This is a genomic window from Nostoc sp. PA-18-2419 (assembly GCF_005869855.1).
GTDB lineage: Bacteria > Cyanobacteriota > Cyanobacteriia > Cyanobacteriales > Nostocaceae > Nostoc.
On sequence record NZ_SZNH01000003.1, the window covers coordinates 254798 to 270705 of the forward strand.

Annotated in this window: 12 protein-coding genes; 9 read left to right on the top strand and 3 right to left on the bottom strand. The window is 39.9% G+C overall.

The window, feature by feature from the left end:
- The first annotated feature begins 366 nt into the window (after window positions 1-366).
- The 3 genes from FCR06_RS04850 (at window position 367) to FCR06_RS04860 (ending at window position 3796) form a co-directional block, all read left to right on the top strand.
- Window positions 367-1791 (top strand): HlyD family efflux transporter periplasmic adaptor subunit, encoded by a 1425-nt coding sequence (locus tag FCR06_RS04850; protein ID WP_138497710.1) that lies wholly within the window; start codon window positions 367-369, stop codon window positions 1789-1791.
- A 24-nt stretch (window positions 1792-1815) separates the two neighbouring features.
- The gene (gene devC, locus FCR06_RS04855) at window positions 1816-2973 is read left to right on the top strand and encodes an ABC transporter permease DevC (protein WP_138497711.1); all 1158 of its coding nucleotides are present in this window, start codon (window positions 1816-1818) and stop codon (window positions 2971-2973) included.
- Between the two features lie 112 nt (window positions 2974-3085).
- Window positions 3086-3796: a DevA family ABC transporter ATP-binding protein gene (locus tag FCR06_RS04860; protein WP_138497712.1), complete on the top strand. Its 711-nt coding sequence runs from the start codon at window positions 3086-3088 to the stop codon at window positions 3794-3796.
- Window positions 3797-3848: 52 nt separating this feature from the next.
- On the opposite strand, the gene FCR06_RS04865 is transcribed toward FCR06_RS04860, so the two are convergent.
- Window positions 3849-4670, bottom strand: a complete 822-nt coding sequence (locus FCR06_RS04865; protein WP_189523324.1) for a hypothetical protein — start codon at window positions 4668-4670, stop codon at window positions 3849-3851.
- A 105-nt stretch (window positions 4671-4775) separates the two neighbouring features.
- On the opposite strand from FCR06_RS04865, the gene FCR06_RS04870 reads away from it, so the two are divergent.
- The 4 genes from FCR06_RS04870 (at window position 4776) to FCR06_RS04880 (ending at window position 8842) form a co-directional block, all read left to right on the top strand.
- Window positions 4776-5573, top strand: coding sequence for an HAD family hydrolase (locus FCR06_RS04870; protein WP_138497713.1), 798 nt, complete (start codon window positions 4776-4778; stop codon window positions 5571-5573).
- A 50-nt stretch (window positions 5574-5623) separates the two neighbouring features.
- On the top strand, window positions 5624-6364 hold the full coding sequence (locus FCR06_RS04875) for a Uma2 family endonuclease (protein ID WP_138497714.1): 741 nt from the start codon (window positions 5624-5626) through the stop codon (window positions 6362-6364).
- A gap of 282 nt (window positions 6365-6646) precedes the next feature.
- The gene (locus tag FCR06_RS32410; protein WP_189523325.1) at window positions 6647-6814 is read left to right on the top strand and encodes a hypothetical protein; all 168 of its coding nucleotides are present in this window, start codon (window positions 6647-6649) and stop codon (window positions 6812-6814) included.
- A 363-nt stretch (window positions 6815-7177) separates the two neighbouring features.
- The gene (locus FCR06_RS04880; RefSeq protein WP_138497715.1) at window positions 7178-8842 is read left to right on the top strand and encodes a serine/threonine-protein kinase; all 1665 of its coding nucleotides are present in this window, start codon (window positions 7178-7180) and stop codon (window positions 8840-8842) included.
- A gap of 7 nt (window positions 8843-8849) precedes the next feature.
- Here FCR06_RS04880 and FCR06_RS04885 read toward each other — a convergent pair whose 3' ends face one another.
- Complete coding sequence (locus FCR06_RS04885; protein WP_138497716.1) at window positions 8850-11216, bottom strand: ATP-binding cassette domain-containing protein; 2367 nt, start codon at window positions 11214-11216, stop codon at window positions 8850-8852.
- 433 nt (window positions 11217-11649) lie between these two features.
- On the opposite strand from FCR06_RS04885, the gene FCR06_RS04890 reads away from it, so the two are divergent.
- Together FCR06_RS04890 and FCR06_RS04895 are read left to right on the top strand one after the other, a co-directional pair.
- Window positions 11650-13482 carry a serine/threonine-protein kinase gene (locus FCR06_RS04890; RefSeq protein ID WP_138497717.1) on the top strand — a complete coding sequence of 611 codons (1833 nt, stop codon included), beginning with the start codon at window positions 11650-11652 and terminating at the stop codon, window positions 13480-13482.
- Between the two features lie 529 nt (window positions 13483-14011).
- The gene (locus tag FCR06_RS04895; protein ID WP_138497718.1) at window positions 14012-14227 is read left to right on the top strand and encodes a hypothetical protein; all 216 of its coding nucleotides are present in this window, start codon (window positions 14012-14014) and stop codon (window positions 14225-14227) included.
- A gap of 139 nt (window positions 14228-14366) precedes the next feature.
- Here the strand turns inward: FCR06_RS04895 and ribD are convergent, their stop codons facing one another.
- Window positions 14367-15596, bottom strand: coding sequence for a bifunctional diaminohydroxyphosphoribosylaminopyrimidine deaminase/5-amino-6-(5-phosphoribosylamino)uracil reductase RibD (ribD, locus tag FCR06_RS04900; RefSeq protein WP_138497719.1), 1230 nt, complete (start codon window positions 15594-15596; stop codon window positions 14367-14369).
- Window positions 15597-15908 lie beyond the last annotated feature (312 nt).

Here is a 15908-nt window from a genome sequence, read left to right on the forward strand (position 1 = left end):
TAATCTTAATAACTTTATCCTTGCGGTAGTGAATCTAGCAGTACAATACCGCACCTTAGTAGTTTTGAATTTTCGATACGGAGGCAATATTTCGCGTCTCTATATCTGAATTCATACTGCCATGAGTACATAAAAGAGTAATGAATTCCAATCTCCATTATAAAGATTGCTGAATTTAGAATTCTGAATACTTCTTCAAATAGCCAGCTACAAGAGGCATGATTTTGCAAAGCTTTAGGTGAGTGTTGAGTGTGGATCGTGCAATGGATTTTAAGCCATATCGTTGTTTGTTCTAAGCGGCTGGCTATTGATTAAAAACCCATTTTTACTTGCATCAGCACAATTGAGATAAACGGGCAACATACTATGTTAAGGGTGACTGAGAAGCCAAAGCCAACTGAGCAGACGTTTAATCCCGAACAACCTAAAATTTGGTGGGGTATCGCTATAGCAGTGCCAATAGTAATTGCTGCTGGAGTGTTAGGTACAGCTAAAATCGAGCAGTTAAAAAAACTAACTGTATCCGCACCTGTAATGCCATCTAGCAATACCGTTAGTGCTGTGGGACGTTTGGAACCGCGAGGCGAAGTTGTTAAATTATCTGCACCCTCCTCAGGATTAGCACCATCGTCACGAATTCAGCGGCTTCTAGTTAGAGAGGGTGAAAAGGTTAAACAAGGTCAAATTGTGGCAATTTTGGATAACCGCGATACCCAAATAGCCGCACTAGAAGAAGCAAAAGCTAAAGTCCAAGAGTCCCGTGCAAATTTAGCGCAAGTCAGAGCTGGATCTCCCAGAGATATTCAAGCCCAGAGATCGGTTGTTGCTCGCTTACAAGCGCAGTTAGTCGGGGAAAAGGATGCTCAACAAGCAACCATTGCTCGGGTTGCAGCTCAGTTAAGTGGTGACAAAATCGTTCAACAAGCAACTGTCAATCGCTTAGAAGCTGAACTCAGCGGACAAACAGAGGCTCTCAGAGCGACCCTGGCGCGTATCAAAGCCGAACAGCGCAATGCTCAAGTGGATGCTGGACGCTATGATTTTTTATACCGAGAAGGTGCGATTTCACAGCAAGAACGCGATAGAAGACGCCTGAGTGCGATTACAGCTAATCAGCAGGTTGCTGAAAGTCAAGCTACCTTGAAGCAGACATTAGCAACTCTACGACAGCAGCTTGCAGAGGCTAGAGCTAATCAAGTACAAAATTTAGCAACTTTGCAACAGCAGCTGATTGAAGCCAAAGTTAATCGTGACAAAACTGTAGCAACTTTGGAAAGACAAATCGATGAAGAAAAAGCTAAACTCAGCAGACTTTTGGATGTTAGTCCTACTGATGTGCAAGTAGCGCTAGCCCAAGTTAGTAATGCGATCGCTAATGTCAGAAAAGCCGAAGCAGAATTGAAGTTGAGCTACGTTCAAGCACCAATTGCTGGAGAAATTTTAAAGATTTACGCCAAGTCAGGTGAAGCTATAGGTGCAAATGGCATTGCTGAACTTGGACAAACTAATCAAATGTTTGTAGTTGCTGAAGTCCCTGAAGATAGTATTAGCAAAGTGCGTCTCGGTCAAAATGCCACTATCACCAGTGATAACGGAGCATTTAGTGAGGAACTAAAAGGAACTGTTACTGAAATTGGTAGAAAAATTGGCAAAAAAGATGTACTGAATACAGATCCAGCAGCAGATGTGGACGCCAGAGTCATAGAAGTGAAAATTGCTCTGTCTCCGGAAGATAGTCTGAAAGTTTCAGGTTTAACTAATGCAAAAGTTCTTGTAGAAATTAATAAATAAATTTTTCTAGATTAATCATTAATAATGACTAAAAAAATCCCTCTGTCTTGGCTACAACTAACAAGAGAAAAAACTCGCCTAACTGTGGCTTTGGCAGGAATTGCTTTTGCTGATATTTTAATGTTTATGCAGCTCGGATTTCGGGATGCTTTATATTATAGTAACGTTCGATTTCATAGCAGCTTGCAGGGCGACATCGTTTTAATTAACAGTCAATCTAGTGCTGTTTTGGCTATGAGAAGCTTTTCACAACGACGATTATATAAAGCTTTAGAGTTACCAACCGTCCAATCAGTACATCCTATATATTTAGATTATACAACCTGGAAAAATCCGATAACAGGTCGCCCTCGTAGTATCCTGATATTTGGCATGAATCCAGAAACTAACTTACTTAATTTGCCCGGAGTTCAGGAAAATTTACACAAACTTGAACTACCAGATGTAGTTTTATTTGACCGTTCTTCTAGAGTCGAGTATGGACCAATTGCTGCTAATTATGACCAAGGCAAGACGGTGACAGCAGAAGTACGAAGGCGGCGAATGAAAGTAGGCGGACTATTTACATTAGGCGCATCTTTTGGTGCAGATGGGAACTTAATTACTAGTGATATTAACTTTCTGCGGATATTTAATAATCGTCAGAAAGGATTAATTGATATTGGGTTAATTAGATTGAAACCGGGAGCCAATGCTAATACTGTTGCCGAAGAGTTAAAAAAGTACTTACCTAAGGAAGAGGTAAATGTTTTAACTAAACAAGAATTTATTGACTTTGAGCGAAATTACTGGGCAAGTAGTACAGCTATCGGATTTATTTTTACACTGGGAACTATCATGGGTTTTATTGTCGGAACTGTAATTGTTTATCAAATTCTTTATACAGAAGTTTCAGATCACTTAGCTGAGTACGCCACCCTCAAAGCAATTGGTTATACACATAACTATTTATTAAAAATTATTCTCCAAGAGGCTTTTTTACTAGCAGTTTTAGGATATTTACCTGGAATAACTTTTGCTTTATTTATGTATCAAAGTGCCAGAAATGCAACACTTTTACCAGTATTTATGAGTTTTGACCGTGCCATAAATGTGTTGATTTTGACTATAATTATGTGTTTTGTCTCTGGTGCGATCGCAGTCCGAAAATTACGTTCTGCTGACCCAGCAGATATTTTTTAATTAAGTTTTAATTAAAATTATTAATTAAAAAGTAATTAATAACTAAGGAACCCTAATTTCAGCAATCAACACAGTTATATCTGAAAACTGTTAATTCATAGCTAACAAATTTATGAAGAGACAAGAACCTGTAATTGCCATTAAAAATTTGAATCATTACTATGGCAAAGGCGCCCTGAAAAAACAAATTTTATTTGACATCAACCTCGAAATTTATTCTGGCGAAATTGTAATTATGACCGGGCCATCAGGTTCAGGCAAAACTACATTACTGAGCTTAATTGGTGGTTTGAGGTCTGTACAAGAGGGAAGTTTGAAGTTTTTAGGTGAAGAACTTATTGGTGTCAATCAGAACAAGCTAGTACAGATGCGGCGTAACATTGGTTATATTTTCCAAGCTCACAATTTGTTGGGGTTCTTGACTGCCAAGCAAAACGTACAAATGGCAGTAGAATTAAATGATCGCATTTCTAAAGCAGAAGCGATCACTAAATCAGAAATGATGCTGCGGGCTGTTGGTTTAGAAGAAAGAATTAATTATTACCCAGACAATCTATCTGGTGGTCAAAAACAAAGAATTGCGATCGCCCGCGCCTTGGTGAATCGTCCTCCTCTAGTCCTAGCAGACGAACCTACAGCCGCATTAGACAAACAATCAGGACGCGATGTCGTAGAAATAATGCAGAGCCTAGCTAAAAATCAGGGAACTACTATCTTATTAGTTACACACGACAACCGCATTTTAGACATCGCCGATCGCATCGTAGAAATGGAAGATGGTCTATTGACGCGTAATTCCTCAAATACATTTATTCAGTCTTAATTTTTGTGCAATTAATCATTAGTGATTTGCAAAGGACTAATGACAACCACAATTATTGTTTAGCCGAACCTGATTTTTTAATTCCAGGTTGGTTTGACGGAGTTGGGGCATTTGGTTGGCGACTAGTGCGAAAAGTCACATTCACCCCTTCATTCGACTGCTCCAGCACCAGTAAAGGTGTAGGCTTAGCCTTTTGATCCCAATGCATAGTGGCAATCCGACCTTGAATTGTTGGTTGCCAACTATCTTCATCTTCTATAGGACTTAAGTAAGTTTCTATACAATCAATAATTTGGCTAATAGTTGCAGAAGTTGCTTGTGTCGGTAACTTCATTAACCGGACTTGAATACGAAAAAGTACGCGTTTAGCAGAGTTCGGTGGAGTACCAGTTTCATACTCTACATCAAAAATTTCATCTACCTGCCGACCGACACTGTTAGCAATTCCGACTGTTCCCTGTTGGGATTGATTTGGACGCAGCGCTTGAGAAATTTTATCTTTGACCTTAATTTTTACTTGATTAAGAATCGCGAAGTGAAACACTTCCTCTGACATCCGCATTCGCAGATAATCTAGGTTAAAATCCCGTGAGTTGACTAAATCAGGATTAGTTTCCATTTTGCGAATTGTTTCCAAGGCAAGCTTAAATTTTTTTTCTATTTCTCGCGCGCGAAATTGTTCAAACTTAAGTTTTTTTTCCAGTTGATTGATCTGGAGCTTACTATACACAATCAAAGCAATCACCACTAAAGCCAGTCCTCCAGAGGTTAGCACCAAGAATGATGGTGTTTGAGGATTACTCGCTGGCACTTCCTGGGATGCCTTTTTAGTCTTTGTCCCGGAGGATTGGGCAAGAAACATCGAAGTGGGCATGGTTGGGAAACTGAAAAACTTGACTCCTAATGTTTAGGATTCCCAAATCTTCAAGGTCATCTTGCTGTATTATTATTATTTTTTACAGCTTTTTATAAACTGCATATGTCAATACATCTGAGCCTCACTGCCCTATCTGAGGTTTCATCTACTTGTCTAGCGAATATTCGTCTTATTGCCACAGATATGGATGGCACCCTGACTAGACGAGGAAAATTTACTCCTGCACTGCTGCAAGCTTTGGAGAATTTAGCAGCAGCTAATATTAAAGTACTGATTGTCACAGGACGTTCTGCTGGGTGGATGAGTGGATTGAGTGCAATTATGCCAGTCGCAGGCGCTATGGCAGAAAATGGCGGTTTATACTTTCCATCTGAGAATCACAAACCAGTAATCTTAACACCCATTGCTGATTTAGCTAAGCATCGCCAGCACTTGGCTATAACTTTTGAAAAGTTACAAACTCAATTTCCCCAAATCCAGGAATCTGTTGATAATCGCTTTCGCATCACTGATTGGACTTTTGACGTAGCTACTTTGAGTCAAGATGAATTACAAACCCTAGATCGTCTCTGTCAACAAATGGGCTGGGGATTTACCTACAGCAATGTCCAGTGTCACATTAAACCTCAAGGACAAGATAAGGCTGTAGGATTGTTGCAGGTATTGCGCGAATACTTTCCTGATTACTCACCAGAACAAATTGTCACCGTAGGTGACAGTCCCAATGATGAAAGTTTATTTGATCACGATTATTTTCCGGTTTCTGTAGGTGTGGCAAACGTGCTGGAATATGCAGATAAATTACAATATCAGCCTGCTTATATTACTGCTGCTGCCGAAGGTGATGGATTTTGTGAATTATCTAGTTATATTTTACAAAGCTTGCACTTCCCAAATTAGGGAAAATCAGACTTGCTCTAAAATAATCTTGTAGCACTGATTTTATAACCATGACGGCTACTCTACCTATTAGTGTCGAATCAGAAATCTTTTACCCTAGTGCTGATGGTCAACCAGTGGCAGAAACCTACGACCACCTTTATGCTTTATTAACTACTTTAGAAGTACTCAAACAGTATTTGGCAGATCGTCAGGCAACAGTATTAGCAAATCAATTTCTTTACTACGCACAAGGTTTTCCTAAGCTACGGGTAGCCCCCGATGTAATGGTGATTTTTGATGTTGCACCCGGCGGTCGGGACAACTATAAAATTTGGGAAGAAGGTCAAGTACCAACAGTGATTTTTGAAATGACATCCTTTGGTACTAAAGGACACGACGAAATCTTCAAAAAGACCCTCTATGAGCAGCTAGGCGTTAAAGAATACTGGCTATTTGACCCGAAAGCCGAGTGGATAGAGCAAAAGTTACGTGGTTATCGGCTGCGAGGAGAAATCTACGAATATATAGAAGATGGACGCAGTGAACCACTACAACTGCGTTTAGCGATTGAAGGAAAGTTAATTGCGTTTTATCAAGAGCATACAGGGAAAAAATTATTAATTGCCGATGAATTGGTAGAAGCTTTACGCCAGGAAGTTTTAGCAAGGCAACAAGCAGAAGAACGTGCAGAACAAGAAAGCCGACGCGCAGAACAAGAACATCAACGCGCAGAACAAGCACAATTAGAGATTGAACAGTTAAAAGCAAAGTTGCGATCGCTCAATGTAGACCCTGATACTATTGAGTAAATTTTTTGTAATATTAATTACCTTAGCGCCGCAGGGCGTTCGCGCAGCGTCTCGTAGAGAAGCTCATTGCGAATTACGAATTATTATCAAGTCAAATTTATTACTTTGGACATATTACAATCAATGGATGTCTAGCACGTTTCAATCTATCACCTAGAAACGTTAACAGACTAACCGATACTTCAAAAAAGAGAGATTAGGGTTTATTTCCAACTTCCACCAGAAAGTACAAAACCAAATATAGAGTCAATAATTTACCTTTAAGTATTGAGGTATAAAACCATGCAAGAAATTGAAAGATTTTTTGGGAACTTATTCAGTAGTATAGTCAACCGCTTTAAATATTCTGCAATGGACGCTACTGAGCGAAAAATTAAAGAAACCGTTGACCAACAGGTTGAACAACATCGACAAAGATCCAAGCCTAAGGATCGAGAAGACGGTCAGTAGAGAAATTTGTTGATAGAAAATTTAAATCAGCCAACATTGGTAACTGTTAAAATCACTTTGTTAAACGGTAATACCATTGGTAAAAATTTTTACTAAAAGCATAGCGCTTTCCAATTGTTGAGTGGGCAGCGCTATTTTTAGATCCTTACTCTCTCACAGGTATTATATTCAGTAATCTTTATATTACTACTAAGAAAAAAATCGGATAAGTAAGCTGACATAATAAAATGTAAAATCCAAACTAGCGAAACCTTATACTCTTAAGAGTTTTACCTTCTGCCTTCTGCCTCCTGCCTTCTACTTGCAAACTAAAGTAGATAGAACAATACCATAAAACACCGTTATAATTACCAGTGCTAATTTATGCAAACACTGCTAAACAACCGCTATCGAGTTATTCGGACTTTAGGAAGCGGTGGGTTTGGTGAGACTTTCTTAGCGGAAGATACTCAAATGCCTTCCAACCGCCGTTGTGTAATTAAGCAGCTAAGACCAATTCAAAATAACCCGCAGATTTATCAGTTGGTGCAAGAAAGATTCCAACGGGAAGCAGCAATTTTAGAAGACTTAGGCGGTATAAGTAACCAAATTCCCACCTTATATGCTTACTTCCAATCAGATGGACAATTCTACTTGGTTCAAGAGTGGATAGAAGGTGATACCTTAACAGCGAAAGTCCACGAACAAGGTTTATTAAGTGAAAGTGCTGTTAGAGAAATATTAATACATTTATTACCAGTACTAGAACAAGTACACAATCACCGGATTGTTCATCGAGATATCAAGCCAGATAACATCATTTTGCGTCATCGAGACCATAAGGCGGTGCTGATTGATTTCGGTGCTGTCCGCGAATCAATGGGAACAGTGATGAATTCCCAAGGGTTACCTACGAGTTCGATTGTGATTGGTACGCCGGGATATATGCCAAGCGAACAAGCGGTAGGTAGACCAGTTTATTCAAGTGATTTATATAGTTTGGGAATTACAGCAATCTATCTTCTCACCGGAAAACAGCCACATGAATTGGAGACAGATTCGCGTAGCGGAGAAATTATTTGGCACAGACATGCTTTAAGTATTAGTCCTACATTAGCAGGAGTCATAGATCGAGCGATCGCCTATCATCCACGCGATCGCTTTGCCACAGCCAGAGAAATGTTTGATGCCTTGCAATTTAGGTCAGTTGCTCCAACAGTACCTTACAACCAACCGCCAGTTGCTCCAACAGTACCTTACAATCAACCACCAGTTGCTCCAACAACACCTTATAATCAACCGCCAGTAGCGAGCGTACAGCCTCATGCAACACAGCAAAATACGGTTGCTGTTAGTCCAGGTTCTTCCAGTCAACCTACCAATCAAACTAGTGGACGCAAGGGAATCCTTCTCGGTAGTTTAATTGCTGGTGGTTTGATTGCTACTTCTGTAGTTATTGGTTTTGCTCTCAATAGACCAAATCAATCAGTAGTACAGTCAAACGTTTCATCGGAATCTACCCCAACTCCCAACGAACAGTCAAGCACCTCATCGGAATCTACCCCAACCCCGAAAGGACCACAGGATACGCCCTCACCTACACAATCTCCAATTTTTAGCACTTTTGAACCTGAAGATAATGCACCAGTGCGATCGCAATTGCCTAGTGCTACCCAATCTCCTCAAACTCCCTCTTCAACCGAGCCACAAATCGATAGACCCTCACCAGAAGAAGCGGTACAAAATTATTATGCAACTATTAATCAGGGTCAGTATCAAGCTGGGTGGAATCAGCTATCTCCTAGCTACCAAAATAATCGACGACTTCACCCAAATGGCTATCTTTCTTATATTGATTGGTGGGGCGGAAAGGTTCAAAGCGTAGATGTTGAGCAAGTTAATTTGGTAGAAGCAAATACGGAATTAGCTACGGTTGATGCTCAGTTTAAATACGTAATGAAAACTGGCAAAGTAGTTCCTGGTTCTGTACGCTTTTTTCTTCTATGGGATGCCCAAAATAACAGGTGGGTTATTAGTGATACTAAATAGTTGAGTTTTAAAAAATGTCTTTTCGTTTTTGCAAATAAAAAGTCACAGTTAGATAAATGAGTGTATGCAAGCACAAAATTCCCCAATTCAAACTCAAATTAGACCATGTTGCTTCATAAACAGACGTTGGTTCAAATGGTTGGGGCACTGTACTGCCATCAGGTAATTTAATCGGTTCGGGAACCAGTTGATTAAGGTTAACTAAAGCACCGTAAGCTCCCACTGACCAGCGACTCAGCATTAACCAAGAAACTTTACTGGCAGTACCTTCCATTTTGAACAAAACGCCAGAAAAGATAAACTGAGGAAGTAACAACAGGGGTAAAGCACTATTTGCTTGACTAGTATTTTTGACAAATGCTGATACAAATAAGCCAAGGCTAATGCTAGTCAAAAGAGTCAAAAATGTAGTAATACTTAATCCCCATTGCCAAGAAATTAATTCTGGCTGCGGGGATTTAAAAAATATAAAAATCACCATTATCATTAACAGAGTTTGTAATCCTGCTAATACTGAAAGAATTGTAACTTTAGAAATAAGATAAGCAAATAGACCCAAATTTACTAGCCGTTCTCGTAGGTAAATAGCTGACTCTTTGACAATTTCTTGTAAGGAACTAGAAAGTCCTACCCATAAAGCAGCACAAGTAAAGACGAATAACACACGCAAAGCTAAAGGTGCAAGAGTTGGATCGGGTTGTTCTCCTAATACTAAAGGGTCTTTATTTCGGATAGCGAATGTCATTAAACTAATACTGATAGGCGCTGTTAAAAGTGCTAAAGCCAGGTTAACACGATCGCGCTTTTGAATTTGAAAGTAGCGTTGCGTCAAAATATTAAATTGTTTGCCAAAAGAAATGCCATGACTGTGATTATTAACACTATCCGACTGGGGCGAATGAGTTCCAGGGTTAAGATGATTATCTATATAGCGTCGATAATCATCCGATTGCCGGAATTTAGTAGCTTGGTCAATAATATTTTCTGGTTTTTCTAGTTGATTATAAATATCGGCAAAGTCATCTTTGACACCAAAAAACTGTAAACATTGATCGGGAGGGCCAAAATAACATAGCCGTCCTCCTCGACCGAGAAAGACAACGCGATCGCACAATTTAATATTTGTCGTTGCATGAGTTACCAAAATCACTGTGCGTCCCTGGTCGGCTAATTTCCGTAACAGCTGCATCATTTTTTTATCCAACCCAGGATCAAGTCCTGAAGTTGGTTCATCTAAGAAAAATAACTTCGGATCGGCTAGTAATTCCACGCCAATACTTACTCGTTTGCGCTGTCCTCCACTCAGTTGGGACACCTTTGCATCCTGACGATGGGACATTTCCACATCTTGTAAAGTCTTTTCTACCACCCGCGCCACATCAATATCTGGCGGTAGTCGCAGCTTAGCGGCGTAAGTTAAAACTTCAGACACGGTGAGTTCTTGGTGAATAATATCGTCTTGAGGCACATAACCAATGTGCGTGCGGTACATGTTAAAGTTGCTTCGCAAATTTTCACCATTTAAATAGACTACACCTTGAGTTGTTTGCTCAACTCCCAGTAGTGTCCGCATCAAAGTTGACTTCCCAGCACCACTTCCACCCACCAAAGCGACAAACTGTCCTGGTTCAATCGGTATAGAAATATCATCCAATCGCCGCTTGTCTTTATCTTGGATTACTAAATTACAAGCATCCAAGCGAATTTGATTTCCTCGGTCGAGTATTTGTAATTCATCACCTCGCAGCACCAGCGAAAATGGGCCAATGCGAATTTTTGCTCCTGGTGACAATACAGCAGTGCTATTAACTTTTTGCCCATTGATAAACACGCCATTGGTACTGTAATCGCGGAGAATATAACGCCCTTGAGTGTCAGTATCAATTGTCGCGTGGCGGCGAGAAACAGTAGGGGCTTCTAGAGGTAAAGTAGCATTGCGATCACGACCCAATAAAACTGACCGATTTTTTAAGGAAACCCTTTGCAATTCGTGTGTATTGTTAGCTGAGGGTTGAGTCTGATTATGGTATGTCAGTACTATCTGATCTTGAGAGTTTTGCCCAATGCGGATTTCTGTACCGTTCTTCAGGCTATAGCCAGATTTTGGAGTTACCCGGATTTGATTGATATAAAGCCCATTGGTACTGGGTTTGTCACCATTTCCGTCATAAATGCAGTAGTCTTCGCCATCTTTGCGTAAGAGGGCTTGATATCTGCCTACGAGTTGCCAATCTTGAGGGACAACCAGATCAGCAAAAGTGCGATCGCGCCCCAATATATGTTGTTGCTCTTTTAGTTCAAAGTATAATACTGTACCCTTATTTTCTACTTTCAAATAAGAATTTACATTTATATTATTTTTAGTTGTATTCATAAACTTCAGTTTGTTTCAAAATCTTTGACTATAGTTGATTCTTTCTTAGAAAATAAATATTTCATTAAATCTTCAGAAATTTTCAATTTAAATCAATATCAGTATATATATTTAAATTTTAGTATTTAATTATGCTCAAATACTTTAAAGTTATTAATCTAGTTAATTTGCAAATAAACAAGCTCGTAAAAACCTGAATATCAGCTTTCAAAGCACAAAGGTGTCTTTGTAGTTGCACAGTATTAATTATTGTTAATCTAGATTATTTCACAGACCCTAATTCAGTTTCTCCATAAACGGTAGTTTGGGCAGAAGTTAATTTATCAAATTAAATTATAGATAGATACTTAGCATTATCAGATTTCACAGGTTGAACCCAAGATAAGTGATATATCTGATGTACATTGGAAAGGGCAAAATTTTGTAACTTTTCATGATAACAACGCTGCTAAACAATCGCTATCAAGTTATCCAAGTAATCGGTGCTGGTGGGTTTGGCGAAACCTTCCTCGCAGAAGACACCCACATGCCTTCTCGGCGTCGGTGTGTAATTAAGCAACTCAAACCGATAACTAATAATGACCCGCAAACTTACCAAATAATCCAAGAACGGTTTAAAAGAGAAGCAGCAACTTTGGAGTATTTGGGTGAAAGTTGTAACCAAATTCCTAAACTCTACGCTTATTTTTCTGAGAACGGGCAGTTTTACCTCGTTCAAGAATGGATTCACGGTCAAACCCTGACAAAAATTGTTGAAGTAAAAGGATTTGAAAGCGAAACTGCTGTTCGGGAAATCCTCTTAAGCCTGCTATCAGTCTTAGATTATGTCCACAGCAAAGGCATCATTCACCGAGATATCAAGCCTGAGAACATCATTATCCGTTCTGTTGATGGCAAGCCAGTTTTGATTGATTTTGGTGCAGTCAAGGAAACAATTCGTTCGGTGGTGACTACCCCTGGATACGGTACGCGATCGCTTGTCATTGGTACGCCTGGGTATATGCCTAGCGAACAAGCTGTTGGGCGTCCAGTTTACGCTACTGATATCTACAGTTTAGGCTTAACGGCAATTTATCTACTGACTGGCAAACACCCCCAAGAACTACTAACTGATTTGCAAACAGGGGAAATACTTTGGCACCAGCACACTCCTAATGTTTCTCCCCAATTGACGACGGTACTCAATCAGGCAATTAAGCCTCATGCAGGCGATCGCTATAGTACTGCTAGTAAAATGCTACATGCATTGCAGTCTCCTAGTTATATTTCCCTGCAATCACCGACAACTGCTAACACAGTCAGTTTGTCTCCCACTGCTACATCAACTGGACAAACCCAGGCATTATCTTCTCCCCAAAAACCTCCAATTACTAATAATTCTGCCACTCCTGGAAATTGGCAGAAACCTGCGGCGATCGCTGGTAGTTTGCTAATAGGTGGATTAATTGGTGCAGTCGCAATTTCTAGTATGACTCGTCAGCAACAGCTACAGACAAATATTGCCACAAATCCCACTCCATCGCCAAAATCTTTACCCACTCCTACATTTACCAATCCGCCTATTTCTTTGCGACCTTCTCCAGTCCCAGTTGTACCTATCTCACCACCACAACCGCGAGTAATTGCCGAACCTTTGCCAACTTATACTCCGCCAGTTGTCTCTACACCACAGCCAGAAAATAAGTCTGTAATTTTAGAGACTCCAGCACCAATAGCAACATCAACTCCACAGCCAGAACCGAAGAAGCAACTTGCGATTCCTACACCAGAAGTACGTTCGACACCCCAGAAAAAGCCACGGAGTAAATTAGCTGCAACTGCAAGCAGACAGAGTGTTCCTGCATTTCCTACAGGGACATCCAGAAATATCGTAGAAGCTAGCCTTGGCAAACCAAGCAAAGATTTAAGAGGTGCGTGGGGGAATACCCGCGCTGTTGTTTACAAACTTGTACCAAACAAAATAGACCTTGGCTACTTATTTGATCGCAATTCTCGAATGCTGCGTCAAACAGAGGTAGCTTTTAACCAAACAGTAGAACCACAGATTATGGAAGCTACTTTAAATGGACTTTTAAATGGGCAAGCTACTGAAGACATTAAGCAGGGACTTAAACAAGTACAACAGCGCCAGTCCGATAATTTCAGTTTTCAGAATGGCTCAGTTAAAGGTCAAATTATTCGTCAAGAATGTGATTTTATTTACATTAGTATTTGGGATGAAGACTTACATGATTTTGTGAGCCCATCTACAGGTAAAAAATGTTAATTTTTTAGTAAAAATTGATTTCAAAAATTAGAGTCAGCAGTCAGAATCTAGAATATTTACCAAATCAGCCTTGGTAAGACTACTTAATTTTCTTGTTGATTATTAATCTTAAGTTTAAAAATATTGCTAATTCACCAATTCTTTATTGTAGATTCTGAATTTTTCAGAGTTTTGTATTCTACAATACAAATAAATTATTCAACCAAAGCTTAATAAAATTGGCTTTCTAGGATCTAAATCAACACGATTTCAGTGTTTATAAGCACAAAAATCTAATTTTAAGATTAATAAATTTATGTTCTAGATTTTGGAACTAAATTTAGAAAATCCAGTCTTCACTATTTCCTAAACCCTATGCTTTACGCCCAATTTTTAAAACAGAGTTTTAGATTCTGAATCTTCATAAAGTTATAAATAGCATTATTAACTTTTTAATAATACTTGTCTCAGCTTCTACATTCATGTAGTAAAGTGCGATCAAAATTGTGTAATCTAAAAGCAGCTAAGCTAATGATTCAATTGAGGTCTGATGACTCCTACAATTATGCGTCAGCTTTGGTCTGTAGTCGAAACCGCCCAAGCTAAGATTCTCTTACAACTGGATGATGCTAGCTTAGTGCAATGGTTGGTAAAACAAACCGAAACGCAAATTTTGTTAAATTCTAACGAAACTGATTTTCTCAGCCAGTACATTCAATCTCGGCTAACACTCATACGTGATATTGCTTATGAACGTCAGTGTTAATCGAAGCAAAATCGTCAAGTATTATAGTAGGGAACAGGCTTGAAAGTCTCTTAATCTCAGGATTTTACCATCAGTTTATATCCTCAGCTACCTAGCAACTGCTATATGTTCATAACAAGTGTGATTACTGTCGCCAATTCTAACTATTGATTGCTTGTGATGATTGACTGGTTTGGCGGAAATAACCTTCTACTAAGCAGTCAGAGCCTACTACACGCCAACGAACTCGTTCTAAAGATAGTGCTTGAGTCATGGTGGTAAAACCTAAATCGCCGACAGGCGTAGGAGCAATGCTACCACCAATGATTTTTGGAGCAATAAATGCTAAGACTTTTTGCACTGCTCCTTGAGCGATCGCACTAGCAGCTAAAGTACTACCACACTCCCACAACACACTACAAAAACCCCGCTCATATAAATATGTCATTGCTTTATCTGGTGTAAGTGATGTGAATTCCACTACCTCCACCTCAAGTTTTCGCAACAGTTCTTGAAAAGCTGGGTTAGCACCCTGCTGTGTCAACACCAAAGTTGGAGCATCCGCAGTTTGCCACAAGTGAGCATTTTCCGGTAAGTTAAGATAGCGGCTCATAACCACCCGCAGGGGATTATGTGAGCTTGAGTGATGGCTAGTTAAATAAGGATTATCTAGTCGTACTGTATTACCACCGACAATTACAGCATCACAAGCTGCCCGTAGCTGATGTACTTCAGTGCGGGAATCTTGGCTTGTTACCCAAGCGCTATGACCAGAAGTAGTAGCAATTTTGCCATCTAAAGTCATGGCATATTTTAAAATTCCTAAAGGTCGTTTGTAGAGAATGCGATGAACAAAACCTTCATTTAGCTGACGACAAGCTTCCTGTTCGACTCCTACCAGCACTTCGACCCCTGCCGCACGTAAACGGGCAATACCGCCTCCACCAACGAGTGGATTGGGATCGACCATACCCACTACGACCTTTGCCACTCCTGCTTTAATCAACGCTTCCGAACAAGGGGGAGTGCGTCCGTAATGATTGCAAGGTTCAAGGCTGACATAGATTGTTGCACCTTGGGCCCGAACCCCTGCTGCTTTTAAAGCAAACACTTCTGCATGAGGCTCACCTGCACGAGGATGAAACCCTTCCCCAACAATCTCACCGTCTTTGACAATCACCGCTCCCACTAACGGATTTGGTGAAGTACGCCCTAAAGCGCGGCGAGCAAGTTCCAAACACCGCTGCATCATACAAGAGTCAAAGTCAGTTCCTACTTTTTCCTTTAGTGGTGAATCCAAGTCGGTATTAGGCCGCATGATAAGTGTATTTTCGTGAGGGAAATTGGGTAGGGATGCATCGGTTTGAGCAACCACTGGGAAATTATCCATAATTTTCGGCAACACTGTAAATATTCTGCCAGCCTCTTGGCAAAACAATTGCACCTCGATCCTAATAATTAAACAGAGTGATATCCAGGCGCTATTGTTTGGCTGTCTTAACTTGCATCAGCCTGTAAGATTTACATTCACTTTAGCTTGAATCTATAACAATTCTCATGTGAATGAACAATAGAAGTAAGGCAAAACAACGATTAATGTTGTGCCCCGACGACGATCTGTACTATTTTGTCAGTACTGGGCATTAACCTTGAAGCTTTAGGCATACTGAGATTAGAAGTTCGATGACTCAGGACTCAGTTT